Below are 23,874 nucleotides of genomic sequence, written 5' to 3' on the forward strand. Positions count from 1 at the left end.
GTTTCATGACCCGGGTACGGCGCGGCATCCACGGCTCGTCCGAAAGCGTCAGAAGGCGGCGATCGTGCGCGTAGAGCGACATGGACGGCGGACTCCCGCCGAGATCGCTCTGCGATGTCGCTCTTCAAGAACACGGCTGCGCAGTCGCTGAACCTGCTCAGCTCCTATCTGTTCAGCCTCCTGATCGCGCCGGTGATGCTCCACCAGCTGGGACTCACCATGTTCGGGGTCTGGGCGGTGACCGGCGCGATGGCCACGTACGCCGGTCTCGCGGACTTCGGCATCACGCGGTCCCTGTCGCGCTTCGTCGCCATGTACGACGTCGAGGGCGATGACCACGCGATCGCCGAGAGCATCGGTCTCGGTCTGATCGCCATCACCGTCGTGACCATCATCGCCACGGGCCTCGCGTTCGTGACGCTGCCGCTGTTCGCCGACAGCCTCGGTGTGATCAGCGAGGCAGACCTGCGCATCGTCCTGCTGAGCTCCGTCGCGGTCTTCTCGTTCACGGCATACCGGCGGGTACTCAACTCGGTCGAGATCGGGCTGCGGCAGATGGTGCCGCCGAACGTGGCCAACCTCTTCACCAACGTGGTGAACTTCGCGTTCAGCCTGGCCGCCCTCCTGTTGTACCCCGACCTGCCGACCTACGCGGTGGCCAACGCCCTGTCGTACATGGTCGGCATCGGCGCCGCGATCGCCAGCGTCCGGCACGTGTGGGGGTCGGTCCCGCTGGCCTGGCCGTCGCGACGGCGCGCCCGCGAGATCACATCCTTCGGCGTCAAGGCCCAGCTCCACGGGCTGTCGGACCTGATCAACCTGCAGACCGACAAGATCATCCTGGCCTTCGCGGTCGGCGTGCGCGCGGCCGCCAGCTACGAGATCGCGGCCCGCGTCGTCAGCGCGGTCCGGTCGGTGGGGCTGCTGTCGATAGCGGCGATGATCCCCACGTTCGCCGCGCACATCGCCCAGCACGGACGCGATGATCTGCGGCGCATCTACCGCCGCTACACCCGGGTGGCGGTCGGCCTCGCCTTCCCGGTGTATGCGCTCACCTGCGTCATGTCGCCGCTGCTGCTGAAGGCCTGGCTGGGTGACGTGCCGCTCCATGCGCCGGGCGTGGTGGTGCTGCTCACCATCTCGTACCTCTTCGGCACGTCGTGCGAGGTCGCCATGAACATCGCGACCAGCGACGGGCGCCCGGGCCTGGTGGCGTCGAACTCGATCGTCACGGCGGGCGCGAACGTGGCGCTGACCCTGGCGCTCGCACCGGTGTTCGGGTTCTGGGGCGTGCTCGCGGGCACGGTCCTCGCGCTGTCGCTGGGCAGCGCTGTCTTCATCGTGCGCTACAACCGGGCGTACGGCCTGTCGTGGAGCGACTACTTCGCCGCCGTCGTCCCGCCGGCCCTGCTGTCCTTCGGCGTGGCCGCGATCATCGGCGTGTGGGTGCTGCTCCTCGGATGGGGTGAGCCCCTCCGGCTCACGTCGATCTTCCTCGTCATCGGGATAACGGCGGGCTACACGCTCATCTACTGGCCGATCGCCAGCCGGCTGGGCTTCCTGCCGGCGAAGATGACGCTGCGACCGATGAGAGGAGCCCGGCTCGCGAATGAACAGCTCTGACGGCGCCGCGCCTGTCGGCCGGTCGCGGCGGCGCATCCTGATCCTCGGCTACCACTCCGTCAGCGACACCTGGCCCGCGGCGACGTCGGTCCGGCCGCGGGACCTGTTCGAGCAGCTGGCCGCGCTCGTGCGGCGCGGGTTCCGGGGCGCCACGCTCACGGAGGCGCTGACCGCCCCGCGCCATCCGCGCACGCTGGTGGTCACCTTCGACGACGCGCACCGCTCGGTCCTCGAGCTGGGGCTGCCGATCCTTGAGCGGATGGGGCTTCCGGGCACGGTGTTCGTCCCGACGGCGTACCCGGCGTCGGGCCGCCCGCTGGACTGGGACGGCTACTCCCGCTGGCTCGGCACCGAGCACGAGCACGAGCTCGCGTGCATGGACTGGGACCAGCTGCGCCGGCTGGCGCGGCGTGGGTGGGAGATCGGCTCCCACACGCGGTCTCACCCCCGGCTGACGCATCTCGGCGACGCCGATCTGGCGTCGGAGCTGCGGGGGTCCCGGGAGGACTGCGAGGATGCCCTCGGCCGGCGCTGCGTCTCGATCGCCTACCCCTACGGTGACGTCGACGGGCGTGTGGCCGCCGCGGCCCGCGATGCGGGGTTCGCCCTCGGCGCCACCCTGCCGAGGCATGCGGCGCCGCCGCTGCCGCTGTTGTGGCCCCGGGTCGGGGTGTACCACGGGGAGGACGCCAAGGTCGTGCGCAGGCGCGCGTGGCGACGGGCGCATCCGCTGGCGGACGCCGGGATCGGGGCCGTCCTGACGGCGGCCCGAGGAATGCTCGGGCGAGGAGCTTGATCGGATGACGATGCACGACACGACCGAGCGCTACACCGGGCCCGAATACCGGGAGGCCAACCCCGACTGGCACGTCTCGCACTCGCCCTGGAAGGCCGATCTGGTGGTGGACGCGCTCGGCGGGTGGCGCCCGCGGTCGATCTGCGAGGTCGGCTGCGGCGCGGGGGAGATCCTGCGCATCCTGCATGACCGGCTCGAGCCGGACCGCAGCGTCGGCTTCGAGATCGCCCCGGCGGCCTACGAGCTGTGCCTCGGCCGCACGACCGCCGGACTCGAGTTCGTACTCGGCGACGCGTCCGAGACCGGCGAGCGCTTCGACCTGATGTTGCTGATGGACGTCATCGAGCATGTCGAGGACCCGATCGGCTTCCTGCGCGGGCTGCGCGCGCGAGCGGACCGCACGATCCTCCACATCCCGCTCGATCTGTCGGTGCAGAGCGTGCTGCGCCGCGACCGGCTCATGCACGCCCGGCGCAGTGTGGGTCACCTGCACTACTTCACGCCCGAGACAGCGGTCGCGACCATCGAGGACGCGGGCTACGCCGTGACCGCGACCGAGATCACCCGCGTGACCGTCGACCTGCCGGTGAAGTCGTTCAAGGCGCGCGTGGCGCGCCTGCCGCGTCGGGTCCTGCCGCCGGCGTTCGTGGCCCGGACGCTCGGGGGCTTCTCGCTGCTGGTGTCGGCGGTCAACGAGCCCGCCGCCGTGTTCACGTCGCGCGCGAGCTCTCGATGAGGCGGGTCGCCACCTCGATCGCCTCCTGTCGCGTGCGAACCTCGAGCTTGCGCATCAGGTTCTTGATGTGGCTGTAGATCGTGTCCTCGGTGAGGAACAGCGCGTCCGCGATCTCGCTCGTGGTCAGGCCGGCGACGAGCAGGTCGAGGACCTCCCATTCGCGGTCGGTGAGGTTGCTCTTGACCGGCCGGATTCCGGTCCCGGCCTCCGGGAACTGACGCAGGCGCTCGATCAGCCGCATCGTCAGCGCGCGTGAGATCGCGGCCTCGCCGCGCATGAGGCCGTGCAGGGCCTGGGCGACGGCCTGCACACCGACGTCCTTGGACAGGAACCCGCGCGCGCCGGCTCGGACGGCCCGTAGCTCGACCGCCGGCTCGCAGGCCACGGCGAAGACGAGCACCCGGACCTCCGGTGCCCGCTCCACGAGGCGCCGCACGAGCTCGATGCCGTCCATGCGCGGAAGCGTCACCTCCGTGATCAGCAGCTCGGGGCGGTAGTGCGTCGCGAGCTCGAGCGCCTCGACGCCATCGGCCGCTTCGGCCGTCACGATGAACTCCCGCCGAGCCTGCAGCTCCTCGCGTACCACCCGCCGAGCCAGCGGATCGGCATCTGCGATGATCACCCGAAGCCGCTCGCCATCGGCGAGCGGGGTCGGGTCGCCGCTGTTGGTTGCCCCTCCGGCCATTGCTCTCCCGCTGTGCCTCTCGTTGCGCCTGCCCCCGCCGGAAGGTCGGCTCGGCGCACAGCTTACTCGCCGACCTCGCCCGCGTCGATTTCCTGGCGGGTTTGAAGCACGTTGTTACCCGGTGAGCGAGGATTCAGCCAGAACTGTCGGGGAGAAATCGCCTCCTCGCCCTTTAGGCCCGCAGGCGCCGGCAAGCATCGACGGCTTCCTCGCGGGAATGAACGCCGAACTTGAGAAACACGCTTCTCATATGGCTGCGCACCGTCTCGACCGACACCGCGAGCTGCTTGGCGATCGCGGCTGTGCTCTCGCCGGCGGACATCAGATCCATGACCTGCCATTCGCGCGCGGTGAGCGTGCTGCGCACCGGTCGCAGGCCGAGGCCCGACGCAGGCGTCTCGCGCACACGCCGCATGAGCGCCGCGGAGAGGCGGCGCGGTATCGGCGCCTCACCCCGCTTGACCGCGATGAGCGACCGCGCCAGCGCGTCCATGGGCACGCCCTTGCCGAGGATCCCCACAGCACCGGCGCGAAGCCCGAGGAGCGCCTGCTCGTCGTCGCTGCCGTTCGCGAAGACCACGACACCCACATCCGGAGCGACGCCGTGGATCCGCCGCGTGATGCTGATGAGGTCAGGTCCCGGAAGATCGGAGTCGAGCAGGATGACGTCGGGCCGCAGGCGCCGGATCAGGTCCAGGGCCTGATGAGCATTGGTCGCCTCCCCCTCCACGCGGATGCGGGAATCGCCGGTCACCGCGCGTCGCACCGCGGTGCGCACGAGGGGGTCGTCGTCGGCCACGACGACCCGCACCTGCCTCGACTGCCGGCTGTTCGGTTCGACGGACACTCCGTCCTCCGGTCTCGGCACAGAAACAACATCCCCCGCTAGTGGGCGCGAGCGACGGGCGCACGCTAACCGCCCGGCCGCGGGAAGCTACGGGGGAATCCCTGAGGCTCCGGTGGCAGGAAGCCCCGCCTGCTCGGGTGGGTTCCTCACCGCCATTCGCGGAGCATGGTCACGCGCTCTCCGGCGCCCGGCGCCGCAGGCCTTCGACGATGCGCATCGCCGTGGCCGGGGCGATCGCCGCCTCGCCGCGGGCGACCGCTCGGACCGCGGCCGCGAGCCCGGGCTCGTCGCGTCCCTTTACGAGGAACCCCAGCGCGCCGGTGCGCAGCGCCGCGAGCTCGAGCTCGGCTGTCGACGCAGCGGCGAAGAACAGGATGTGCACGCCGGGCGCCGTGGACCGGAGCGCCTGCGCGACGTCCAGGCCGTCGCGGCGTGTGAGCGATACATCGGTGACGAGCACGGCCGGGGCATGCCGGTGCACGAGCCGGACGAGCTCCTCGCCGTCCCCCGTGTCGGCTACGACGTCGATCCCGCCCGCGTGCGCGAGCTGTTTCCGGATCGCCCGGCGCTCCCCGGGACTGCGGTCCGCGATCAGGAGCCGCAGGGGTGGCCCGGCGTCGACTGTCTCGGCGGACATAGCAGGGATGGTGCGTCGTCCGCCGGGCAGGCGCGGGGGGAGAAATCTCCGCACCTCCGGAGGGATCTGCCCCGATCCGGGCGCGGGCGTCGTACCCAGTGCTGATGCGAATGCCGCCGAGCGGGTGGGGAGGCGCTCAGTGGGGAGCTTGCTCCCTGTCGGGTTGCAGGAGTTTCCCGCAAGCGGTGGAGAGGTTCGGCACCCCGGCGCTGAACCCGTCGCCCATGATGCCTCCATGCGTCTCGTCGTGGTCGCGCCGGTGTTCGGCGGCTCCCTCTCCTTCGCCACCCCGGTGGCGAAGGTGATCGCCGAACGCGGCGAACCGATCGCCACGGAGAACTGCCTGCCGGGCGGGACGCACGGGTGCGGCACGGCGGCGGCCGATGTTGGCGGGCGGACCAATCCCCGCATAACGGGACGCCCTCGATGCGCAGAGGCTCGCCGCCGTGCTCGCCCCACTGCTCGGGACGTCCGCCCTGGACGCGGGCCCGGGGCTCAGTCTTCGTCGAACCCCTGATAGCGGCGCACGAGACTGGTCGCGACCTCCGGGGTCACGGCCGCGTCACCGTCCGCGACGCACGCGACCGCGTCACAGAGCTCCTGGGCTGACGGCTCGCGCGTCACGACGCCGGAGGCGCCCGCGATCAGCGTCGCGAGTGCGAGGTCGGGCTCGGGGCCCACGACGACGATCGCGGCTTCGCCGGTCCCCTTCGAGATGAATCGGACGAGTTCGAGGTCGTCGCCGAGTCGCGAGGGCACGTCCACCACCACGACGGCGCTGCCGTTGTCCTCCGGCGGCCGCGCGGCGATCGCGTGCACCGCGTCGACGTCGCTGCCGTCGCAGTGGACGAGCTGAAGCCGCGCGTCGGTCTCCAGCAGAGCGATGAGCCGGTGAAGGCGGGCGGGGTCACCGGTGACCACGGCCACCGCGATCGGGCCAGAGATCCGTCCTCCGTTTCCAGCGGTCATGCGCGCTCCTCGATCCGAACGATCGTCATGTCCACTGCAACGAGCCTCAAGCGAGGATCTTGCGCCTGGGAAGACGTTCGTGTTGGCCGTGACATCCATGTCTCGAGTCGGCAGGTAACCCCAAGGCGCCGTCAAAGGTCAGCACCGTTTGATCATATCGCGCAAGTCCAGTCCGCGAGGGGCCTGACGACGCGCGTTCGACGCAACAAACTAGCGGTTTCGGGGGTCGTAGGGCACTTCTCGATCGAATTCTGCGAGAATTGTCCGCTCAAGGACGAACCAGGTTTAGTTTTCGGGGCTGCGGGGCCGACGAAGACTCCGCCGCGGGTTCGACGTAGCCGACCGACGAAACCGTCCGACCGCGACGGGGCGCGGCCGGCTGCCTGTGCACGCGACGGCCTGGTCGTCGATCACAGAGACCAAAGCCGGTCGCCATCGCCGCGCAGCTCTGCGCGGCGAGTGTCCGGCCCTACGCAAAAGCAGGGGTAGTTGCCTTGAAGTTCCGACGCAATTCAATGCTGCGGCGGGCGCTCGCGCTGTGCGCGTTCGCCCTCGCAGTGCCCGCCGGTGCCCAGGCCTCGGTCGTCTTCGACGGCGACCTGGACACCGGCAACCTCTCGCAGTGGGGACTGCAGCAGATGTGCTCGCCCGACCGCGCCACCGTGTACTCCGCCGCCTCGCAGCCGACCTGGCCGAAGCCGATCTCGGGCAGCCACGCGCTGCGCTTCCGCGTCCTCGACTCGGATGTGTCGCCGTGCACGCCCACGCGCAATCCCCGCGCGCAGATCGCCAACTCCGCCTCCTCCCCGGGTGCGTTCCAGCACGGCCACGAGCGCTGGCAGCGCTTCAGCGTGTACTTCCCGGCCGGCTTCCCGAAGTTCATGGACAGCTCGAGCTCCGACCAGTGGTTCGTCTTCCAGGAGGACTACGGCGCGCCGTGGAACGGTTCGCCGCCGATCAGCTTCGGTGTCGTCAACGACCAGGTCATCGCTGCTCGCGGAGCGCAGTATGGCTACGACTGGGTGTGGAGCAAGCCGCTTCAGCGCGACCACTGGTACACGTTCATCGTCCACAAGCGGTTCGCGAAGGACAGCAGCGGTTTCGTCGAGCTTTGGCTCGACGGCGTGCAGCAGCGCTTCTCCCCCCGTCCCTACGGCCAGGCGGCGCGTGATGCCGGCGTGACCCGCCTGTCCACGCAGACGATGCACTCGGACGCAACGGGGCCGTATCAGTTCTTCCTGAACAGCTATCGCTCCAGGGGTTCGGCGTCGGGGGCGGTCGACGCGTACTACGACGGCGCGAAGGTGGGCACCACCCGCGCGGATGTCGAGGCGTCCGCACCGGCGCCCGCGCCCGCACCGGCGCCCGCGCCCGTGACTGCGCCGAGCGCCGCCTTCACGTTCGCTCCGACGGCGCCGAAGCGCGGCCAGCTTGTCCAGTTCGACGCGTCCGCGAGCAAGAACGCCGCGTCGTACTCGTGGTCGCTGGACGGCTACACCACGCTCACCGGCGTCAGGCCGACGTTCAAGTTCCAGAACGCCGGGACGAAGAAGGTGACGCTGACCGTGACCGCTTCCGACGGAAAGAAGTCGTCGGTCGCTCGCAGCCTGGTCGTCAGCTGACCGGCGACCAGCGATTCCGGGCGCCGATCGCGCCCGTGTGACGGGCCCCGACGGCCGTGCCGCATCCTGCGGCACGGCCGTTCTGGGTTCTCACCCAACTCCTCCCGCCACCGCGACGAGCGACTTGGTCAGACCGAGGAAGCGCTCGCGCCAGATCTCCGAGGCCGGGAAGTAGTGGCGCAGCTCCGTGACCGAGACCAGCTCGGTCGCCAGCACCCAGCGGACCGCCTGGTCGAGCTCGCGCACGGCGCTGTAGCCCCCGAGCGGCCAGCGGAGCGTCACCTCGGCGCGGGCGCGCACCGGCAGGAACTGCAGGCCCGGGCACAGCCAGTGCGGCTCGACAGGGAAGTAGCGGTAGGGGGTCTGGATCCAGTGGGCGTCGCCGAGCTCGCGCACCGAGGCCGCAAAGGCGAGCCGGCGGTCGTGGCCGCCGACGTGCTCGAGCACCGAGTTCGAGTAGACGAGGTCGAAGCGCTCGCCGCGCAGCTCGGCGGGCAGCGAGCAGGCGTCGCCGACCACCGCCTTGACCGAGCCGTTGCCGTTGCCGCCGCCGTCGACGTCGCTCTGCGCGAACCGGTTGAGCAGCACCAGCTCGCGCGGCTGGACCGGCGCCAGCCTCCAGGCCCGCATGTCGCCTCCGAGATCCACGATGCGCATCTGGTCGAGCTCCGGGAACCGCCGCAGGAGCTCGTCCCAGCGACTGCTGCGCCGGCGGGCGCCGAGCGACGAGGGCGTATACGGGTCGGCGATGGCCCGCGAGACACGCCTGCTGAGCGTCGTGGACATGACGGATCGGTCCTGGGTAGGGGCGGCTGGTCGAACTTGCCGGGCTCTCGCCGTGATACGGACCGGGCCGCCGAGGTCTGACGCGTCCGCCGCTCAGGCCCGGCGGCGGGGCCTGGAAGCGCCTGGCCGCGCCGGCAGCGGCTCTCCGGCCAGGATCGCGAGCGGTGCGTCGAGGACCATCCAGCTCGCGACCCGGGGGTCGACGGCGCGCGCCGCGGCCACCCCCGACGACAGGTTGGGTGGGCGGAACTCCCCCGCTGAGTGCGCGTCCGAGGCGATCACATGGGCCATCCCGTGCTCCACGAGCTGGACGGCGAGCTCGTGCGATCGCGACCGGCGCCGCGTCTGGACCAGCGACCCGGCGGTCACCTGGATGAGCACGCCGTCGCGCACGAGCTCCAACAGGCGATCCGGTGCCTGCTGAAACGCGCGGTTGCGTTCGGGATGCGCGAGCAGGATCCGGAATCCGAGCGTCTGCAACCGCTCGACGGCGGCATCGAACGACGGCGCGATCGCGCCGTACGGCGTCTCCAGCAGCACGTCGGTCCCGCGCTGTCCGTAGGACGCCAGCCGCAGGTCATCTTCGTCGGCCTCCTGAACCCACAGGACGTCGAGCTCACCGCCCGCGACGACCTCCAGCGCGACGTCGGCGTCGGCGAGCGCCGCGTTGAGCTCCTGGCAGCGCGCCGCGAGCTCGGCCGCCCGCACCTCCGGATGATCCTCGCGCAGATGCGGAGTCGCCGCGACGAGCTGGATGCCGTCGGACTCGGCGGCTCGCGCGAGATCGATGCTGCGCTGGATGTCCGGCGGCCCGTCGTCGACCCGCGGCAGGATGTGGAAGTGCATGTCGATCACCGCCGGTGCCCCTGTCCGCGCCGGACATCCCGGGCCGCCACGCAGCGCAGGGTGGCAGACCCTGGCCTCGTCCTGCGTATAGCCACCTGACATGCGTAGGCGAGCCGCTGGGCCGCGCTCATGCGCGCGGGGCGGCTCGACGGGACACCAGCAGAACGGTCAGGGGCCAGCACGTGATCAGCCCACAGCGCACCCGCGCACCCAAAGGCACTTCGAGCGATTCGATCCTCGACGAGGATCGCCTACGGCTCGCGTCTCCACAGCCCATGGATCCGAACGACGACGACAGCTTGGTCGAGAAGCTGCTGCGCCTTCTGCGCAAGCGCTGGTTGATCGTGTTGCAGGCGATGATCGTGATCCCGCTCGCCGCGCTTCTGTTCTCGCTGACACAGGAGAAACAGTGGACCGCGACGTCCACGCTGCTGGTTCAGCCGGCCCGGCAGAACTCCGGCTCCGTCGATCTTACGCGGCAGGCCGCGACGCAGGCCAAGCTCGTCGGGCTGCCGGTCGTCGCGGCGCGGACCGCGCAGCGTCTCGGCGACGGATGGACGCAGGCCAAGGTCGAGGCCGCCGTGAGCGTGAGCGCCTCGACCGACACGAACCTCATCAACGTCAACGCCACGACGGCGCCCCCCGAGGCGGCCCAGAAGGTCGCCAACGCCTACGCCACGTCGTTCATCGACCTGCAGGACGCCTCGAACGCCGCCGATGTCCGGCGCAGGCTCGACGCCTACGACGCGTACTTCCGGTCGCTGCCCGCGTCCCAGCGCACCGGAGACCGGGCCGCCCGCCTGCAGCGCCAGCTCGACGCGCTGCGGATCTCCAGCACGCTCAACGGCGACAACCAGAGCCCGACGGCGGAGATGTCGCAGCCGGCGCAGCTGCCGAGCTCGCCCTCCTCGCCGAAGGTCGTGCGCAACGTGATCCTCGCGCTGCTTCTCGGCGGCGTCGTGGGGGTCTCGCTCGCCGCACTCCGCGAGCGCCTGGACCGTGACATCTCGAGCGTCGACGAGCTCGAGCGCATCTCCGGGCTGCCGATCCTGGCCCGCATCCCGCGGGCTCGTGGCCTCGACCGGCGGCTGCGTCGCAGCGGCTCGGCGGAGGTGCTGCGCTCCGGGGCGGAGGCGGAGGCGTTCCGGGCCCTGCGGGCAAGCCTGCGCTACTTCAACATCGGCGGCAACCTGCGCTCGCTGCTCGTGGTCAGCCCGGAGGCCGAGGACGGCAAGTCGACCGTCGCGGCGTGCCTGGCCACCACGCTGGCGCAGCGCGGCGACCGCGTCATCCTCGTGGAGGCCGACCTCCACAAGCACACCGGGGAGGGGCGGTCGCGCGGCGCCGGCATGTCCCCGGCGGCCGCCGTGGGGGCGGGCGACGAGCACGCCGATGGAGTCACGACGGTGCTGGCCGGCGGCGACCTCGACGACGCGCTCCTGGCCGTCCCGCTGGGCGACGGCGACGGCCCGCAACGCGAGCTGATCGTCCTGCCGAGCGGCCCGACTCCGCCGAACCCGTCCGAGCTGCTCGAGAGCGGGCGGATGCACGACCTGATGATGGAGCTCGAGCGGCGTTGCGACATCGTCGTCTACGACACGCCGGCGCTGACGGCGGTCAGCGACGCACTGGCGCTTCTCCCCGACACCGCCGGGGTGATCGTCGTCGGCCGGCTGCACCACACCAGCCGAGACACCATCCGCGAGTTGCTCAAGCAGCTGTCGCTGCTGCGCGCGCACGTGCTCGGCGTCGTCGCCAACTGCTCCGAGCTCCCCAAGCGGCGTGGCTACGACTACTACCGCACCTGACGCGGGTCGGGTCCGGCGCCTGCGCCTCGGTCCGGCGGCGCTCCGGCGGCCGCTGGCGATCGCCGCGATCGCGGTGGGCGTGGTGCTCGTCGAGGTGGTGGTGGCCCGCGGTCTCACCGGCCCGCAGTCGGTCCGGCTGCTGGCGCTGGTGGCGGCCGTCGCCGGCATGGCCCTGGCCTTCCGGTTCCCGCTCGCCGTCGCCATCGCGCTGTTGGTCATCGCGGGCAGCCTCTTCCACAGCGCCTACTTCACGTGGTCGGTCGGGCCGGTGCAGCTGCACCTCGAGGAGATCGTCCTCCTAGCGCTCGGGGTCGTGGCGGTGGTCGCCCCGAAGCGCCAGACGTGGGGCGGCGCCGCCGGCCTGGCGCTCGCCGCCTTCCTCGCCATCGCCACGTTCTGCGCATGGCTCGGCGTCCAGGACGGCCGCGTGGCGGTCGACGACGCGTTCAACTGGGCTCGCCCGTTCGCGTTCTACGGGATCTTCTGGATCGTCCTGCGCCTGTTTCCCGATGCGCGGTCGCTGCGCCGGCTGCTGATCGCGGGTCTCGTGTGCGGGGCGATCACCGGCGTGCTGGCACTCGTGATGCAGTTCACCGGGTCGCTCACCGACGTCTTCCAGGGGTCGGGCGGCCAGCAGATCTACACGCAGGCCACCCAGGCCGGGCTCGGCGGGCTCAAGCGCATCCGGCAGCCCGGTCTTGCCTTCAGCTACATCCTGTTCTGGTGGTCCATCGTGGCGGCGCTGACCTGGCGCGGCCGGTTTCGCATGCTCATGTGGGCGCTGGTGACGGCCTCGGCGCTGAACATCGTCCTCTCGTTCAACCGCAACATGTGGGTCGGCGTCCTCGTCGGGCTCGGGCTCGTGCTCATACTCGGCGGCGTGCGGCTTCGCCACCGGCTGCTGGTCGGACTCGCCATCGGCCTGACCGGGGTGGTGCTGCTGTTCACCGCGGTGGTGAACTCGGGCAACACGCAACGGCTCGACCCGATCGTGGAGCGCGCGGCCACGGTGGTGACGCCGCGCCAGATCGGCGAGGAGAGCTCCCTGCGTGACCGCGCCAACGAGACGGCCCAGGCGTGGCGCACGGTGAAGGCGAACCCGGTGTTCGGCGTCGGCGCGGGGGCCGACTACGGCGTCCGCTTCAACCACGAGGAGGGCAACGGCATCTGGGTGAACACCACGCAGCGCTTCCTGCACAACCAGTGGTTGTGGCTGCTGCTCGTCGGAGGCGTTCCGGCGCTGGTCGCCTTCGCCGCGTTCCTGGGCGTCGTGCTGGCGAAGGCGTGGGGACCGGGCAGAACGGTGTCGCAGACCGCGCTCGGAGCCGGGATCGCGATGATCTGCCTGAGCGCCTTCGTAATGCCCTACCTCGGGGTGGAGGAGTTCTGTCTGGCGATCGGCGTCGTCGCTGGCGCGATCGTGGCCTCACGCGACCTCGCGCGCCGCGCCTGAGCGAAGAACTATGCGACCGACGACCGTCCTGCTGGTCTGCGACTGGCAAGTCCGCTACACCGTCGGCCTCGCCACGGGGCTGGTCGACCAAGGCGCGGAGATCTCGCTGATGACCCGCAGCCACACCGGGGAGTTCGGCGCCGAGCCGGCGGGGATGCGCGACTTCATCTTCAACGAGCTCGGGCCCGATGTGCCGCAGATGCGCATCGGCGGCCGAGTGCGCGACCCCCGCGCCGTGGTGGACGTGGGACGGGCACGCCGTGCCGCCCGTCGGCTCGCGCCGGACGTGATCCACGTCCAGGACAGCGTGGTCAACGATCCCCGGCTGTTCGCGGCTGCCGCCGCCCGCCGTCGGCGTTACGCGATCACGGTGCACGACGTCGACGTGCACCCGGGCGATCCTGGCATGGGCGTCCGCAAGCGCCGCCTCTTCCACGCGCTCGTCCGCCACGCGGGCCTCGTCTTCGTGCATGCCGAGCCGCTGCGCGAGCAGCTGATGGCGCGGCATGCCCCGGGCGGCGCGGTGGTGGTCGTGCCGCACGGATCCGGCGCGCCGGAGATGCTGCCGCTCCCGGAACTGCCATCGCTATTGCTCTTCGGGCGCATGTCGGCGTACAAGGGGCTGGACACGCTGCTTGACGCGATGCCGTTGATCTGGCGCCGGGCGCCCGAGACGCGCCTGACCGTTGCCGGCAAAGGCCGGATCGCGCCGCATCCGGCACTGGCTGACGCGCGTGTAACCGTGCGCAACGAGTACGTGCCCGATGACGAGGTGCGGGGGCTGTTCGGCGCCGCCACCTGCGTCATTCTCCCGTACCGCGAGGCCAGCCAGAGCGGCGTCGCAGCGCTAGCCCGCCGCTTCGGCCGAGGCGTCGTGGCCACCGCGGTCGGCGGCCTGCCCGACATGGCGCGCGCGGGTGGGGCGCTGGTCGTGCCGCCCGAGGATCCCGCGGCGCTCGCGCACGCCATCGGTAAGGTCGTGCACAGCCCGGAGCTGGCCGGCCGCATGAGCCGGGAGGCGGCCGAGGCCGCCCGCACCTCACTGGCCTGGCCGCGGGTTGCGGAACTCACGCTGGAGGCCTACGAGCGGCACCTGAGGCCGCGACACCGTTCGCGGGGCATCACGTCCGCATAGCCGCGGGCGCCCGGGCGCTCGGGCCAGAGGCTTGATGCGGGTTCATTCGTAGCAGCGAGCCCGAGTACTAGACCGGCCCGCCGCCGATGACGAACGCCGAATCCCACTTACCGGGGACGTGGACCGTCTCGTAATGTATCTATCTGGCCGTCGCACCGCTCGGGGATCCGGCCGTCCGGCCGGCGGAGCGCCGATCGCGCAGGGCGCGGTACGCCTTGACGCCGCGCGCGACGTCGATCGCGACGCGCGAGCATGGGCCGCGATGCCCCACCACCGCTGCGCCGAGGAGCCGATCGGTCGCGCCGTACCAGTACTTGTACTCCTCGGTCCCTCGCGCGAAGTCGAAGTAGTTCCGTCCCTCCTCGATGCTGCTCCGGATGCTCGCGACGGTCGCGATCTTCCCGATGGCGAGGTGCGCCACGTCAGGCTCGAAGCCGCCGAGGTACGAGTAGAACGAGCGCTCGTCGACGTAGTTCACGTAGCTTCCGAGCATCCGTCCGCCGGCCCAGAACTCCCAGATGCGGACATGGCCCGGCGGGATGAGGCGCTGCGCGGACGCGGTCATGAAGCGGCGGAACCGCTCCGTCTCGTGCGATTGCGCGATCACCCGGCCGCGCTCGCGCCACTGCCGGCTGCGGACGTCCTGCCACCTCTGGATGGCCGCAGGCACCTCCGCAGGCGCGCGCACGTCGCGCAACTGCACCTTGCCGTCGTCGAGCCAGCGCAGGTGACGACGGATGTCGGACCGTCTCTTGCCGGGAAGCGACCCGAGATAGGCGTCGAACGTCGCCGGAAGGACGAAGCCGGGGCTCCGCACCGGCTTGCGCGACACGATCCGCAGTCCGCCGTCGGCGAAGACCCGCAGCGTGGACGAGCCGGTCGGGAGGCAACGGATCAGCGCCACGTCCCACTCGTTGCGACGCTTGTCCAGCGTCGAGCCCACCGCCGCAGCGACGCGCTCGCGCAGCGCCGGCTCGGCGACGATGTCCCAGTAGTCCCCCGGCTCCTGGCCGATCGTCCGCAGCACGCGCATCGGCCCACGCCGGGACATCGCGAAGGGTGCGATCCCCACGACCTCGCCGCGATCGCGCACGCACACGATCCAGGCGTCTACGGTCGGCTCCCACTCGTCGAGCCACGCCTGGGCCCAGCCAGGCGACGTGAACGGCGTCGCCCGGTCGTCGAGCGAGGAGAGCCGCTGCCAGTCGGCGAGCACCGCGGGGAGCTCCCCCCGGCCGAGGACGTCGACCTCCATCCCTAGATCAGGCGCCGTGACGCCTCTTCGACGATCTGGCGGCAGCCCGACCATTGGGCGCGATCGCTCACGGCGAGCCGGAGCAGCGCGGGATCGATCGGGTGAAACGCGGGTCGCGGCCCGGCGGAGACGTCACGGACCTTCTCCCCGACGTACAGCACGCTTCCGCCACCCATCAGCCGGATGTGCAGCTCGGTGAACAGGCTGCGGGAGTTGCGCAGGCCGGCCACGGGGCGAGCGGCCCGATCCTGGAGCGCGCGGACGACGCGCCGGCGAGGGAGGCTCCAGGTCCAGTACGCGACCGAGAACCACCGGCGGCGGAATCCGCTGCGCCGCAGCTCGAGCAGATACCGGTCCGGCCAGGCGATGTGGTGGCCCTTGTGGGGGTCGGGATGGCGCAGCGTGTACACCGCGCGGCGCAAGCTCTGCATCGGGTCCATCAGCATCACGAGGCCGCCTGGCTTGAGGACACGGTTGACCTCGCGCAGGAGAGTGGCCTTGTCCTCGACGTGATGGGTGAACTCCTTGAGCATCACGACGTCGAAGAACGCGTCGGCGAACGGCGCATAGCGGGCGTCCGCGACGATCCGGCGGCCCGGCCCCAGCCCGTCGTGCTCGTAGATCCATCCGGAGTACAGGGAGTTGGCTTCGAAGTCGCAGAGGTAGGTGTCGAACCCGGCGCGGGCCATCAACCAGCTCACCCAACCCGCTCCGGACCCGAGCTCGAGGGCCTTCAGCCCGGCCCGACGCCCCGTCAGGTCGCGGAGGAGGTTGACCATGTCGACCGCGACCGGCGCGCTGCGGCGCAGGAACTCCTCGTCGATGGCCAGGCGCTCCGTCGTCCCCTGCCAGACGCGCTCCTCCTCCATCGTCTCCTGGATCATCGCCTCGGAGTCCGCGGCGTAGCCCATGAAGATGAGGCCGTCCCGCACGGGGTACGTGCGGGATCCCGACAGCGTCGTGACGTGTCCGTTGCGGGCCACGAGCGGCTCGAGCGTGTCCTGGGTGCGCAGCGGGCCGAGATCGGCCGGCAGGGGACCGTCTTCCGGGTTCACGCGGGTCCTTACGCCGGACCGGCCGCGGGTCTGACGCTCAGGCGAGCTTCGGCGACGTCCAGGGCGCCTGGAGGCGCGCGGCCAGCCGCTCCGGCAGCTCGTCGATCGCCACGCGGTCCTGCGCGAGGGAGTCGCGGTCGCGGACCGTGACGGTGCGGTCCTCGAGCGTCTGGTGGTCGACCGTGACGCAGTACGGCGTGCCGATCTCGTCCTGGCGGCGGTAGCGCTTGCCGATGGAGCCGCCCTCGTCGTACTCGACCTGCATGCGCCGGCGCAGTCCGTCGACGATCTCCTGGGCGACCTCCGGCTGGCCGTCCTTGCGCACGAGCGGCAGGACCGCGACCTTGACCGGGGCCAGCCGCGGATGCAGCTTGAGCACGGTGCGCGTGTCGCCGCGGGCCCCACCGGCGGAACCTTCCGAATCGGGAGAGCCGCCTCGCTCGGTGGGAACATCCTCCTCGTCGTAGGCGTCGACGAGGAAGGCGAGGGTCGCACGGTCCGCGCCGGCGGCGGGCTCGATCACCGCGGGCACGTACCGCTCGCCGCTGCCCTGGTCGAAGTACTCGAGCTTCTCGCCGGAGTGCGTCGCGTGCTGGGTCAGGTCGAACTGGCCGCGGTTCGCGATGCCCTCGAGCTCCGACCAGCCGATCGGGAACAGGTACTCGATGTCCGCGGTGCCCGACGAGTAGTGGCTGAGCTCGTCGGCCTCGTGGGGGCGCAGGCGCAGGTGGTCGGGCCGCAGTCCGAGCTCGACGTACCAGTCGTAGCGGTGCTTCTGCCAGTACTCGTACCACTGCTGCGCCTGATCGGGCGGCACGAAGAACTCCATCTCCATCTGCTCGAACTCGCGCGTGCGGAAGATGAAGTTGCCGGGCGTGATCTCGTTGCGAAACGACTTGCCGACCTGCGCGATGCCGAACGGCGGCTTCTTGCGCGCGGTCTGCAGGACGTTCTTGAAGTTCAGGAAGATGCCCTGGGCGGTCTCCGGGCGCAGGTAGACGGTCGCGCCGGCGTCCTTCACCGGCCCCATGGTCGTCTCGAACATGAGGTTGAACTCGCGCGCCTCGGTCAGGTCGCACTCCGGGGTCTCGCCCGGGTGCTTGGACGGCTTGCGACCGCAGGCGAGCTGGTCGAGATGATCGGCGCGGAAGCGCATCTTGCACGCCCGGCAGTCGACGAGCGGGTCGGTGAAGCCGGCGAGGTGGCCGGAGGCCTCCCAGGTGCGCGGGTGCTGGAGGATCGCGGAGTCCAGCGCGACCATGTCGTCGCGCTCCTGGAGCATCGAGCGCCACCACTCGTTCTTGACGTTCGTCTTCAGCAGCACGCCATAGTGCGCGAAGTCGTAGGTCGAGCCGATCCCGCCGTAGATCTCCGAGCTGGGGAAGATGAAGCCGCGGCGCTTGGTGAGCGCAACGACCTTGTCCATGGTGACGACGTCCGAGGGCACGCGGCGGCGGACTCTACAATCCTGCGCCCGATGCCCATCTACGAGTACCGCCGCCAGGACGGCACCACGTTCGAGATCCTGGAGTCCATCACCGCCGACCCGCTGACCGAGGACCCCGAGACGGGACAGCCCGTCGAGCGCGTGCTGCACGCTCCCGCCGTGCACTTCAAGGGGTCGGGCTTCTACAACACCGACTACGGGACCCGCAAGCGCCAGCGCGAGACGAAGGAGTCCGCGGAGAAGGGCACGGAGAAGACCGACGCCAAGGCGAAGGAGAAGAAGGCCGACACGACGTCGTCCTCGAGCTCCTCGTCCTCCTCGTCGTCGTCTTCGTCGTCGTCCTCGTCGGACTAGTTCTTCAGGAAACGCCGCACGGCGGCGGCCTTCAGGGTCTCCGGCACGCTGCCGTCGAGGCTGCCCAGCACCTCCGTGTGCGTCCCACCGCCGATCGCCATCGCCGCGAAGACGCCGCCGAGCGTCGCGCCGCCCATGTCCGACCGGAACGTCCGCGGGGTGTTCCACGCGATGAACGGCAGGCGGTAGAACGAGCCGTTGGGAACGCCCAACAGCCCCCACGGCGTCGCCAGCTTCGACTTCATGGCGCTGATGAGCTGCTGCTGGCGCTTGGCCCGGTCGAGGTCGGTCTGGTTCGGCCGGCACAGGTTCTTCCGGGTCCGGGCCAGCGCCAGGGCCTGGTCGCCGTCGATGTGCGTCGAGCCCTTCTTCAGCCGCAGCGTGTAGCCGCCGTTGGCCTTGCCGCCGTTGATCTTCGACCGCACGCACCCGCCCTTGTACGTCACGCCGCCGAGCGAGTTGATGAGGGTGGGGAAGTGCTCGAACTTCACCTCGATGACGTGGTTGACCTCGACGCCGAGGTAGTTCCTGACCGTCTGGATCGCCAGCGGCGCGCCACCGTACGCGTATGCGGCGTTGATCTTGTCGACGCCGTGGCCCGGGATGTCAACGAGGGTGTCCCGGGCGATGGACAGCCGCGAGTTGTGGCCGCCGCCGATGCGCAGCAGCATGATGCTGTCCGCGCGGCTCGGCCCTGATGTGGACGCACCGGGCTCCTTCGTGCCCTCCTGACGCTGATCGGAGCCGAGCACCAGGATGTTGTTCGCGGAGCTCAGCGGATAGCCACTGTCGTCGAGCGCCTTCTTCGTCTCGCCGGAGACGTTGCCCGACTGGATCTGCGCGCTGAGGAAGAACAGCACGACCGAGAGCGCGATCCATGCGCCGACCGCGATCGCCACCCACTTGAGCACCCGCTTCCACGTCCATCTCCGCCCGCGGGTGCGCGGCGGACGCCCGTCGGTGCGGCGTAGGTCCGCGATCTCGTCGCCGCCGCGCAGTGGCAGCAGCCGAGGGCGTGCGCGGTACTTCGTGTATTGCGGGGGCGCGTCCGGGAGGCCCCCCGGGGCGTCCGACATGGCGCTGTATGGTGGCGAAGGTGCCTAAACGGTGCGTGATCGGCGTCGATCTGGGCGGCACGAAGCTGCTTGCCGGCGCGGTCGACGGCGAGTTACGCGTGCATCATCGCGCGCTGCGCTCGTCGCGGGGCAACGTGACGCGCGAGGTGCTGTCGATCATCGAGGGCGCGGTCCGCGAGGCCATCGAGGCGGTCGGGGGCGCCGCGGAGGGCGTCGGCCTCGGCATCCCGTCGACGATCGACCGCCGCCGGGGCGTCTCGGTCTACGCGACCCACCTGCCGCTCGCGGGCGTTCCCGTCGCCGACCTGCTCGCCGAGCGCCTCGACCTCCCCGTGTTCATGGACAACGATGCGAACCTCGCGATGCTCGTCGAGCACCGCGCGGGCGCCGCCCGGGGCGTCGACCACGCGCTCATGCTCACGCTCGGCACCGGGATCGGCGGCGGCATCCTCGTCGACGGCCGCGTCTACCGCGGCTCGCAGGGCGCCGCCGGGGAGCTCGGCCACATCGTCGTCGACCAGGACGGTCCGCCCTGCCAGGGCAACTGCCCGAACCGCGGCTGCCTGGAGGTGATGGCGTCGGGGTCGGCGCTCGTGCGCGAGGCGACCGCCATGGCCGGCGAGCGGCCGCGGTCGGAGCTCGGCCGCGCGCTCGCGTCGGGCCGCGGCATCACAGGACCGCTCGTGACCGAGCTCGCCCACGACGGCGACGAGGCGGCGCGCGACGTACTCGCGCTGATCGGACGTCGCCTCGGCGTCGGGCTGTCGAGCCTGGTCAACGTGTTCAACCCGGACGTCGTCGTGATCGGCGGCGGCGTCGTCGCCGCGGGCGAGCTGCTGCTCGAGCCGGCGCGGGACGAGCTGCTCACGCGCGGGCTGCCGCCGGCGCGCGACCACGTGCGGGTCGTCCCCGCCCGCTTCGGCGAGGAATCCGGGATGCTCGGGGCGGCGCTGCTCGCCCGCGACGGCGTCGACGCGCGGGCCGCTGCGTGAGCGGGCGGCTCGTCGTCTGCCCGACGCCGATCGGCAACCTCGAGGACGTGACCCTGCGCGTGCTGGCCGCGCTGCGCGACGCCGACGTCGTCGCCTGCGAGGACACGCGGCGCACGCGCGTGCTGCTCGACCGCTACGGCGTCTCGGCCTCGCTCGTCTCCTACCACGAGCACAACGAGCGCCAGCGGGCGAGCGAGCTCGTGGCCCGGATGCGCGATGGTGCGGTCGTGGCGCTCGTCTCCGATGCCGGCATGCCGCTCGTCAGCGACCCGGGATACGTGCTCGTCGAGGCGTGCGTCACCGCCGGGCTCGCGGTCGAGGTGCTGCCGGGGCCCAGCGCGGCGCTCGCCGCGCTCGTCGCCAGCGCGCTGCCCGCCGACCACTGGCGCTTCGCCGGCTTCGTCCCCCGCAAGGCGGGCGAGCGCACGGCGCTCTGGTCGGCCGAGGAGACCCTCGTCGCGTTCGAGTCGCCCAAGCGGCTGGCGAGCACGCTCGCGTCGCTCGCGCAGGCCGATCCGCAGCGGCCCGTGGCGGTGTGCCGGGAGCTGACGAAGGTGCACGAGGAGGTCGTGCGCGGCACGGCGTCCGAGCTCGCGGCGCGCTATGCGGACGGCGACGTGCGGGGCGAGATCGTGCTGGTCGTCGGCGGGGCGCCGGAGGGCTCGGCCGACCGGGCGGCGGCGCTCGACGCGCTTCAGCGGCTGGTCGAGGCGGGCGCGCGCGTGCGTCCGGCGGCGGCCGTCGTGTCCGAGCTCACCGGGGTCTCGGCCAACGAGCTGTACCGCTCGCTGCGCGGCTGAAGGAAGTCGAACACCGCGAGGGCGAAGAGCCCGGTCATGACCACCGCGCTGCCGACGCACCACTGGCAGATGGCCTCGATCCGGAAGAGCTCGAGGTAGGTCAGGTAGACGCTGAACGCGAAGCCGAAGCCGGTGAGGGCGACGCGCAGCAGCCGGGCGTTGTCGCCGCGGACGAGCAGCGACGCGAGGATCGCCACGTAGCCGGCGAGCCCGATGAGCGCGACCGGGATGCCCGCCATCTCGGCGTACTTCGAGTCCTGCACCGTCTGGCATCCGTGGCCGACGGCGCAGACCGGCGCGGCATCGGCGTAGTGGACCGAGGTCAGGTAGGCGGAGATGCCGAGACCGGCCAGCGCGAGCACGGCCATGACGATCGTGCGCGGGCCGGTCTCGGCGCGCCGGATCACGACTGGCCCGCGCTGAGCTGCTGGAGCTCGGAGACGAGGGCGTCCGCGCCGACCGTCTTGAGGGGGCCGTCGCCCGTGCCGACGAGGAACGTCGGGGTCGAGTTGACGCCGTTGATGCGCGCGAGCGTCTTGGCCTCGGCGAGCTGCTGCCGGACCGTTCCGCTCGTGCGGGTGGCCAGGGCGGCCTGGACGTCGAGACCGGGCACGCCGTTGCCGATCGCGCGCAGGTAGGCGTCGGTGGCGTAGCCGCTGTTCTCCTGGCCCTGGTTGGCCCAGACGAGCTCGGCGACGTTCCACAGCTTGCCCTGCTCGCTCGCCGCGGCGCCGAAGCGGGCGAGCCGCTCGGAGTCCGGACCGAGGAAGTGGATGTCGCGCAGCTCGAGCTTCGCCTTGCCGGGCCGGACGTAGTCGTCGATGACGCTGGGCAGCACCTGCTGGCTGGCGATGGCGCAGGCCGGGCACTGGAGGTCGCCGAACTCGATGATCGTGATCGGCGCGTCCTTGCGGCCCAGGGTCACGCCGCTCTGCGGGATGCCGGACAGGCGGTCGTTGATCTCGGCCTGGGCGTTCAGCGCGGCGTCCCCGGTGGTCGAGACGGTCCCGGCGTTCGTGGGCGACGACGAGTCGTTGCTGCCGCCGCCGATGGCGACGATGACGACGACCGCGACGACCGCGACCGCGGCGAGGATCCCGCCCAGCTGCACGAGCCGCTTCTTGCGCTGGGCCTGCTGTTGCGCGGCCCGTTCGGCCGCCTCGCGCTCGGCGCGGGCCTGCGCGCGCTGTTGGTCACGGGACGGGCGGGACATGAGGTTCAGGATAGGAACGGGTGGCTAACCGGCGCCTCAGGATTGGCTCAACGCGCGGTCAAGGTCGGCCTGGGCGGCGTGCACCGCGGTCTGCGCCGCCTCGAGGGCGTTCTGGGCGTCGCGCTCGGCCTGCTGCGCGTCGGCCAGCTCGGCGCCGCGCCGCTCGGCGGCGTCCTGGGCCTCGGCGAGCGCGGACTCGGCGGCGGCATGCGCCTTCGCGGCGCGCTCGGCGCCCTGCGCGGCGCGCTTGGCGGCGGCCTCGGCGCTGGATGCCTCGCGCTCGGCGCGGCGCAGGGCGTCCCGGGCCCCTTGCTCGGCGGCGGCGCGGCGGGCGGCTTCGGCCTGCGCCTGGGCGCCCGCGCTGCTTCTCCTCGATCTCGCGGCCGGCGCGGGCGTGCGGCCGGTGGGGCGGGGCACCGCGGCGGCGGTGAGGTCGCCGCCGAGCAGGCCGACGGCGCGCAGCTCGTGGGCGAGCCGGCCGGCGCACACCTCATCGCGCGCGCCGGCGTCGATGGTCGCCGCGTGGAGCGTCTCCCGGATGGCGTCGCGGACCGCGGCGCTCACCGAACCGCGTTCCTCGCGCACGAGGTCCTCGGCGAGCCGGGCCAGGCGGTCGACGGCTGCCCGCTGCGCGGCGTTGGCCTCGCGCCAGCGATCGCGGTCGCCGTGCTCGACGAGCGCCTGCTGGGCCTCCTCGAGCCGGCGGCCCGCCGTGACGAGCGCCTGCGTCCATTCGGGCTCGTCGCGCACGAGCGCGTTGATCGCCCAGGCGGCGACGGTCGGGCGCGCGAGCTTGCGGACGGCGTCCGCCGCGTCGGGCTGCCCGTCGGCGCGCAGGCGCTTGGCGAGGGCGTCGCGGGCGCCGACGAACTCCCCCGGCCGCAGGCCGTACAGCGCGTCGATCTCGTCCTCGGGTCGTGACGGCTCGGCCATCGTCCGTGCCAACTCTGACGCACCTTCGTCACGAGAGCGTTGCGCTCGGCCGGATCCCGCGCGATCGCGTCTACGGTCGCCGTCGATGCCATCCCGTCCACCGCTCCTCACCGCTGTCGCGCTCGCCCTCGCCGCGCTGCTGGCGCTGCCCGCCCGCGCCCTCGCGTCGTGGCGGCTGCCGGTGGACGGTGGGGTCGTGGCGCGGTTCAGCGTGGGGCCGGATCCGTTCGCCGCGGGACAGCGGCGCGGGGTGGACCTCGCTGCGCCGGCCGGATCCATCGTCGTCGCGCCGTGCGCCGGTCGGGTGTCGTTCGCCGGACGGCTGCCGCACGGCCGTGCCGGCGTGTCGATCCGCTGCGGCGCGCTCACCGCGACGGTGCTGGGCCTGGCGCGGCCGTCGGTGCGAGCCGGCGACCGCGTGCGGCCTGGCCGGGCGGTGGGAGCGGTGGGCGCGGACGGGCTCGTGCGCCTGGGCGCGCGCCGCACGGTGCGGCGGTGGGGATACGTGGATCCGCTGTCGCTCGTCGAGGGGGTGCCGCCGCCGCGGCATGCGCCTCCCGCCGGCCCGGCCGCCCGCCGCGTCCGGCCGGCGCCTCCCGCTCTCCGCCGCTCTCCGTCTCCCTCCGCATCGCCCGTCGCCGTCGCGGCCGAGCGGACCCGCGCGCCCGCGCAGCGGCGCGTCCCGCTCGCCGCGTGGGCCGGCGTGGCGCTGCTCGCGCTCGCCGTGCCGGGCGGCGCCGTCGCCGGGCGCGCGCGGCGCCGGCGTCACGCCCGGATCGCCGCGACCGCCGCCGGGTAGCCTGCGT

24 protein-coding genes are annotated in these 23,874 nt (G+C 71.8%); 11 read left to right on the plus strand and 13 right to left on the minus strand.

Annotated features, from left to right (window positions below):
- The first annotated feature begins 114 nt into the window (after nt 1-114).
- Genes DSM104329_RS04930 through DSM104329_RS04940 form a run of 3 tightly spaced genes read left to right on the plus strand, consistent with a single transcriptional unit; the run spans nt 115 to nt 3,155 of the window.
- Nucleotides 115-1,623, plus strand: coding sequence for a lipopolysaccharide biosynthesis protein (locus DSM104329_RS04930; protein WP_259314281.1), 1,509 nt, complete (start codon nt 115-117; stop codon nt 1,621-1,623).
- Nucleotides 1,610-2,419 carry a polysaccharide deacetylase family protein gene (locus DSM104329_RS04935; RefSeq protein ID WP_259314282.1) on the plus strand — a complete coding sequence of 270 codons (810 nt, stop codon included), beginning with the start codon at nt 1,610-1,612 and terminating at the stop codon, nt 2,417-2,419. The genes DSM104329_RS04930 and DSM104329_RS04935 overlap by 14 nt, the downstream gene beginning before the upstream one ends.
- A gap of 4 nt (nt 2,420-2,423) precedes the next feature.
- Nucleotides 2,424-3,155 (plus strand): class I SAM-dependent methyltransferase, encoded by a 732-nt coding sequence (locus DSM104329_RS04940; protein WP_259314283.1) that lies wholly within the window; start codon nt 2,424-2,426, stop codon nt 3,153-3,155.
- Here DSM104329_RS04940 and DSM104329_RS04945 read toward each other — a convergent pair.
- The 4 genes from DSM104329_RS04945 to DSM104329_RS04960 all read right to left on the minus strand — a co-directional run bounded on the left by DSM104329_RS04945 (nt 3,130) and on the right by DSM104329_RS04960 (nt 6,392).
- On the minus strand, nt 3,130-3,840 hold the full coding sequence (locus DSM104329_RS04945; protein ID WP_259314284.1) for a response regulator: 711 nt from the start codon (nt 3,838-3,840) through the stop codon (nt 3,130-3,132). The two genes, DSM104329_RS04940 and DSM104329_RS04945, sit on opposite strands and share 26 nt — an antisense overlap.
- A 172-nt stretch (nt 3,841-4,012) precedes the next feature.
- Nucleotides 4,013-4,687 (minus strand): response regulator, encoded by a 675-nt coding sequence (locus DSM104329_RS04950; RefSeq protein ID WP_259314285.1) that lies wholly within the window; start codon nt 4,685-4,687, stop codon nt 4,013-4,015.
- Between the two features lie 169 nt (nt 4,688-4,856).
- Complete coding sequence (locus DSM104329_RS04955) at nt 4,857-5,324, minus strand: response regulator (RefSeq protein ID WP_259314286.1); 468 nt, start codon at nt 5,322-5,324, stop codon at nt 4,857-4,859.
- 495 nt (nt 5,325-5,819) lie between these two features.
- On the minus strand, nt 5,820-6,392 hold the full coding sequence (locus DSM104329_RS04960; RefSeq protein ID WP_259314287.1) for a hypothetical protein: 573 nt from the start codon (nt 6,390-6,392) through the stop codon (nt 5,820-5,822).
- 395 nt (nt 6,393-6,787) lie between these two features.
- Here DSM104329_RS04960 and DSM104329_RS04965 point away from each other — a divergent pair, with 395 nt between their 5' ends.
- Nucleotides 6,788-7,915 (plus strand): heparin lyase I family protein, encoded by a 1,128-nt coding sequence (locus DSM104329_RS04965; RefSeq protein WP_259314288.1) that lies wholly within the window; start codon nt 6,788-6,790, stop codon nt 7,913-7,915.
- 90 nt (nt 7,916-8,005) lie between these two features.
- On the opposite strand, the gene DSM104329_RS04970 is transcribed toward DSM104329_RS04965, so the two are convergent.
- Nucleotides 8,006-8,701 carry a class I SAM-dependent methyltransferase gene (locus DSM104329_RS04970; RefSeq protein WP_259314289.1) on the minus strand — a complete coding sequence of 232 codons (696 nt, stop codon included), beginning with the start codon at nt 8,699-8,701 and terminating at the stop codon, nt 8,006-8,008.
- Between the two features lie 93 nt (nt 8,702-8,794).
- Nucleotides 8,795-9,547 (minus strand): tyrosine-protein phosphatase, encoded by a 753-nt coding sequence (locus DSM104329_RS04975; RefSeq protein WP_259316185.1) that lies wholly within the window; start codon nt 9,545-9,547, stop codon nt 8,795-8,797.
- Nucleotides 9,548-9,822: 275 nt separating this feature from the next.
- On the opposite strand from DSM104329_RS04975, the gene DSM104329_RS04980 reads away from it, so the two are divergent.
- The 3 genes from DSM104329_RS04980 to DSM104329_RS04990 are packed head-to-tail and all read left to right on the plus strand — an operon-like array spanning nt 9,823 to nt 13,943.
- Nucleotides 9,823-11,355, plus strand: coding sequence for a polysaccharide biosynthesis tyrosine autokinase (locus tag DSM104329_RS04980; protein WP_259314290.1), 1,533 nt, complete (start codon nt 9,823-9,825; stop codon nt 11,353-11,355).
- Nucleotides 11,330-12,808 carry an O-antigen ligase family protein gene (locus tag DSM104329_RS04985; RefSeq protein ID WP_259314291.1) on the plus strand — a complete coding sequence of 493 codons (1,479 nt, stop codon included), beginning with the start codon at nt 11,330-11,332 and terminating at the stop codon, nt 12,806-12,808. Before DSM104329_RS04980 ends, DSM104329_RS04985 begins: the two co-directional genes overlap by 26 nt.
- A 10-nt stretch (nt 12,809-12,818) precedes the next feature.
- A complete protein-coding gene (locus DSM104329_RS04990) occupies nt 12,819-13,943 on the plus strand; it encodes a glycosyltransferase family 4 protein (RefSeq protein ID WP_259314292.1) in 1,125 nt (374 codons plus the stop codon).
- Nucleotides 13,944-14,082: 139 nt separating this feature from the next.
- Here DSM104329_RS04990 and DSM104329_RS04995 read toward each other — a convergent pair whose 3' ends face one another.
- From DSM104329_RS04995 to DSM104329_RS05005, 3 genes are read right to left on the minus strand one after another with little or no spacing between them, the layout of a single operon-like run.
- The gene (locus tag DSM104329_RS04995) at nt 14,083-15,198 is read right to left on the minus strand and encodes a GNAT family N-acetyltransferase (protein WP_259314293.1); all 1,116 of its coding nucleotides are present in this window, start codon (nt 15,196-15,198) and stop codon (nt 14,083-14,085) included.
- Between the two features lie 2 nt (nt 15,199-15,200).
- Nucleotides 15,201-16,253, minus strand: a complete 1,053-nt coding sequence (locus DSM104329_RS05000) for a class I SAM-dependent methyltransferase (RefSeq protein ID WP_259314294.1) — start codon at nt 16,251-16,253, stop codon at nt 15,201-15,203.
- A 37-nt stretch (nt 16,254-16,290) separates the two neighbouring features.
- On the minus strand, nt 16,291-17,700 hold the full coding sequence (locus DSM104329_RS05005) for a glycine--tRNA ligase (protein WP_259314295.1): 1,410 nt from the start codon (nt 17,698-17,700) through the stop codon (nt 16,291-16,293).
- Nucleotides 17,701-17,730: 30 nt separating this feature from the next.
- On the opposite strand from DSM104329_RS05005, the gene DSM104329_RS05010 reads away from it, so the two are divergent.
- Complete coding sequence (locus DSM104329_RS05010) at nt 17,731-18,054, plus strand: FmdB family zinc ribbon protein (RefSeq protein ID WP_259314296.1); 324 nt, start codon at nt 17,731-17,733, stop codon at nt 18,052-18,054.
- On the opposite strand, the gene DSM104329_RS05015 is transcribed toward DSM104329_RS05010, so the two are convergent.
- Nucleotides 18,051-19,130 (minus strand): LCP family protein, encoded by a 1,080-nt coding sequence (locus DSM104329_RS05015; RefSeq protein ID WP_259314297.1) that lies wholly within the window; start codon nt 19,128-19,130, stop codon nt 18,051-18,053. The two genes, DSM104329_RS05010 and DSM104329_RS05015, sit on opposite strands and share 4 nt — an antisense overlap.
- Before the next feature lie 20 nt (nt 19,131-19,150).
- On the opposite strand from DSM104329_RS05015, the gene DSM104329_RS05020 reads away from it, so the two are divergent.
- Both DSM104329_RS05020 and rsmI read left to right on the plus strand, forming a co-directional pair.
- Complete coding sequence (locus DSM104329_RS05020; RefSeq protein WP_259314298.1) at nt 19,151-20,122, plus strand: ROK family protein; 972 nt, start codon at nt 19,151-19,153, stop codon at nt 20,120-20,122.
- Complete coding sequence (rsmI, locus tag DSM104329_RS05025) at nt 20,119-20,922, plus strand: 16S rRNA (cytidine(1402)-2'-O)-methyltransferase (protein WP_259314299.1); 804 nt, start codon at nt 20,119-20,121, stop codon at nt 20,920-20,922. Before DSM104329_RS05020 ends, rsmI begins: the two co-directional genes overlap by 4 nt.
- On the opposite strand, the gene DSM104329_RS05030 is transcribed toward rsmI, so the two are convergent.
- The 3 genes from DSM104329_RS05030 to DSM104329_RS05040 are packed head-to-tail and all read right to left on the minus strand — an operon-like array spanning nt 20,817 to nt 23,080.
- Nucleotides 20,817-21,329, minus strand: coding sequence for a vitamin K epoxide reductase family protein (locus DSM104329_RS05030; protein ID WP_259314300.1), 513 nt, complete (start codon nt 21,327-21,329; stop codon nt 20,817-20,819). The genes rsmI and DSM104329_RS05030 overlap by 106 nt on opposite strands.
- On the minus strand, nt 21,326-22,135 hold the full coding sequence (locus DSM104329_RS05035; RefSeq protein ID WP_259314301.1) for a DsbA family protein: 810 nt from the start codon (nt 22,133-22,135) through the stop codon (nt 21,326-21,328). Before DSM104329_RS05035 ends, DSM104329_RS05030 begins: the two co-directional genes overlap by 4 nt.
- 36 nt (nt 22,136-22,171) lie before the next feature.
- Complete coding sequence (locus DSM104329_RS05040) at nt 22,172-23,080, minus strand: hypothetical protein (protein ID WP_259314302.1); 909 nt, start codon at nt 23,078-23,080, stop codon at nt 22,172-22,174.
- A gap of 73 nt (nt 23,081-23,153) precedes the next feature.
- Between DSM104329_RS05040 and DSM104329_RS05045 the strand changes: the two genes are divergently transcribed.
- Complete coding sequence (locus DSM104329_RS05045; protein WP_259314303.1) at nt 23,154-23,867, plus strand: murein hydrolase activator EnvC family protein; 714 nt, start codon at nt 23,154-23,156, stop codon at nt 23,865-23,867.
- The last annotated feature ends 7 nt before the right edge of the window (nt 23,868-23,874 follow it).

The organism is Capillimicrobium parvum (assembly GCF_021172045.1).
Taxonomy (GTDB): Bacteria; Actinomycetota; Thermoleophilia; order Solirubrobacterales; family Solirubrobacteraceae; genus Capillimicrobium; species Capillimicrobium parvum.

Bases quoted from the DNA above. Each gene is read 5' to 3' on its own strand.
- DSM104329_RS04930 (WP_259314281.1), top strand. From the start codon at position 115: ATGTCGCTCTTCAAGAACACGGCTGCGCAGTCGCTGAACCTGCTCAGC.
- DSM104329_RS04935 (WP_259314282.1), top strand. From the start codon at position 1,610: ATGAACAGCTCTGACGGCGCCGCGCCTGTCGGCCGGTCGCGGCGGCGC.
- DSM104329_RS04940 (WP_259314283.1), top strand. From the start codon at position 2,424: ATGACGATGCACGACACGACCGAGCGCTACACCGGGCCCGAATACCGG.
- DSM104329_RS04945 (WP_259314284.1), bottom strand. From the start codon at position 3,840: ATGGCCGGAGGGGCAACCAACAGCGGCGACCCGACCCCGCTCGCCGAT.
- DSM104329_RS04955 (WP_259314286.1), bottom strand. From the start codon at position 5,324: ATGTCCGCCGAGACAGTCGACGCCGGGCCACCCCTGCGGCTCCTGATC.
- DSM104329_RS04960 (WP_259314287.1), bottom strand. From the start codon at position 6,392: ATGGATGTCACGGCCAACACGAACGTCTTCCCAGGCGCAAGATCCTCG.
- DSM104329_RS04970 (WP_259314289.1), bottom strand. From the start codon at position 8,701: ATGTCCACGACGCTCAGCAGGCGTGTCTCGCGGGCCATCGCCGACCCG.
- DSM104329_RS04975 (WP_259316185.1), bottom strand. From the start codon at position 9,547: ATGCACTTCCACATCCTGCCGCGGGTCGACGACGGGCCGCCGGACATC.
- DSM104329_RS04980 (WP_259314290.1), top strand. From the start codon at position 9,823: ATGGATCCGAACGACGACGACAGCTTGGTCGAGAAGCTGCTGCGCCTT.
- DSM104329_RS04990 (WP_259314292.1), top strand. From the start codon at position 12,819: ATGCGACCGACGACCGTCCTGCTGGTCTGCGACTGGCAAGTCCGCTAC.
- DSM104329_RS04995 (WP_259314293.1), bottom strand. From the start codon at position 15,198: ATGGAGGTCGACGTCCTCGGCCGGGGGGAGCTCCCCGCGGTGCTCGCC.
- DSM104329_RS05010 (WP_259314296.1), top strand. From the start codon at position 17,731: ATGCCCATCTACGAGTACCGCCGCCAGGACGGCACCACGTTCGAGATC.
- DSM104329_RS05015 (WP_259314297.1), bottom strand. From the start codon at position 19,130: ATGTCGGACGCCCCGGGGGGCCTCCCGGACGCGCCCCCGCAATACACG.
- DSM104329_RS05035 (WP_259314301.1), bottom strand. From the start codon at position 22,135: ATGTCCCGCCCGTCCCGTGACCAACAGCGCGCGCAGGCCCGCGCCGAG.
- DSM104329_RS05045 (WP_259314303.1), top strand. From the start codon at position 23,154: ATGCCATCCCGTCCACCGCTCCTCACCGCTGTCGCGCTCGCCCTCGCC.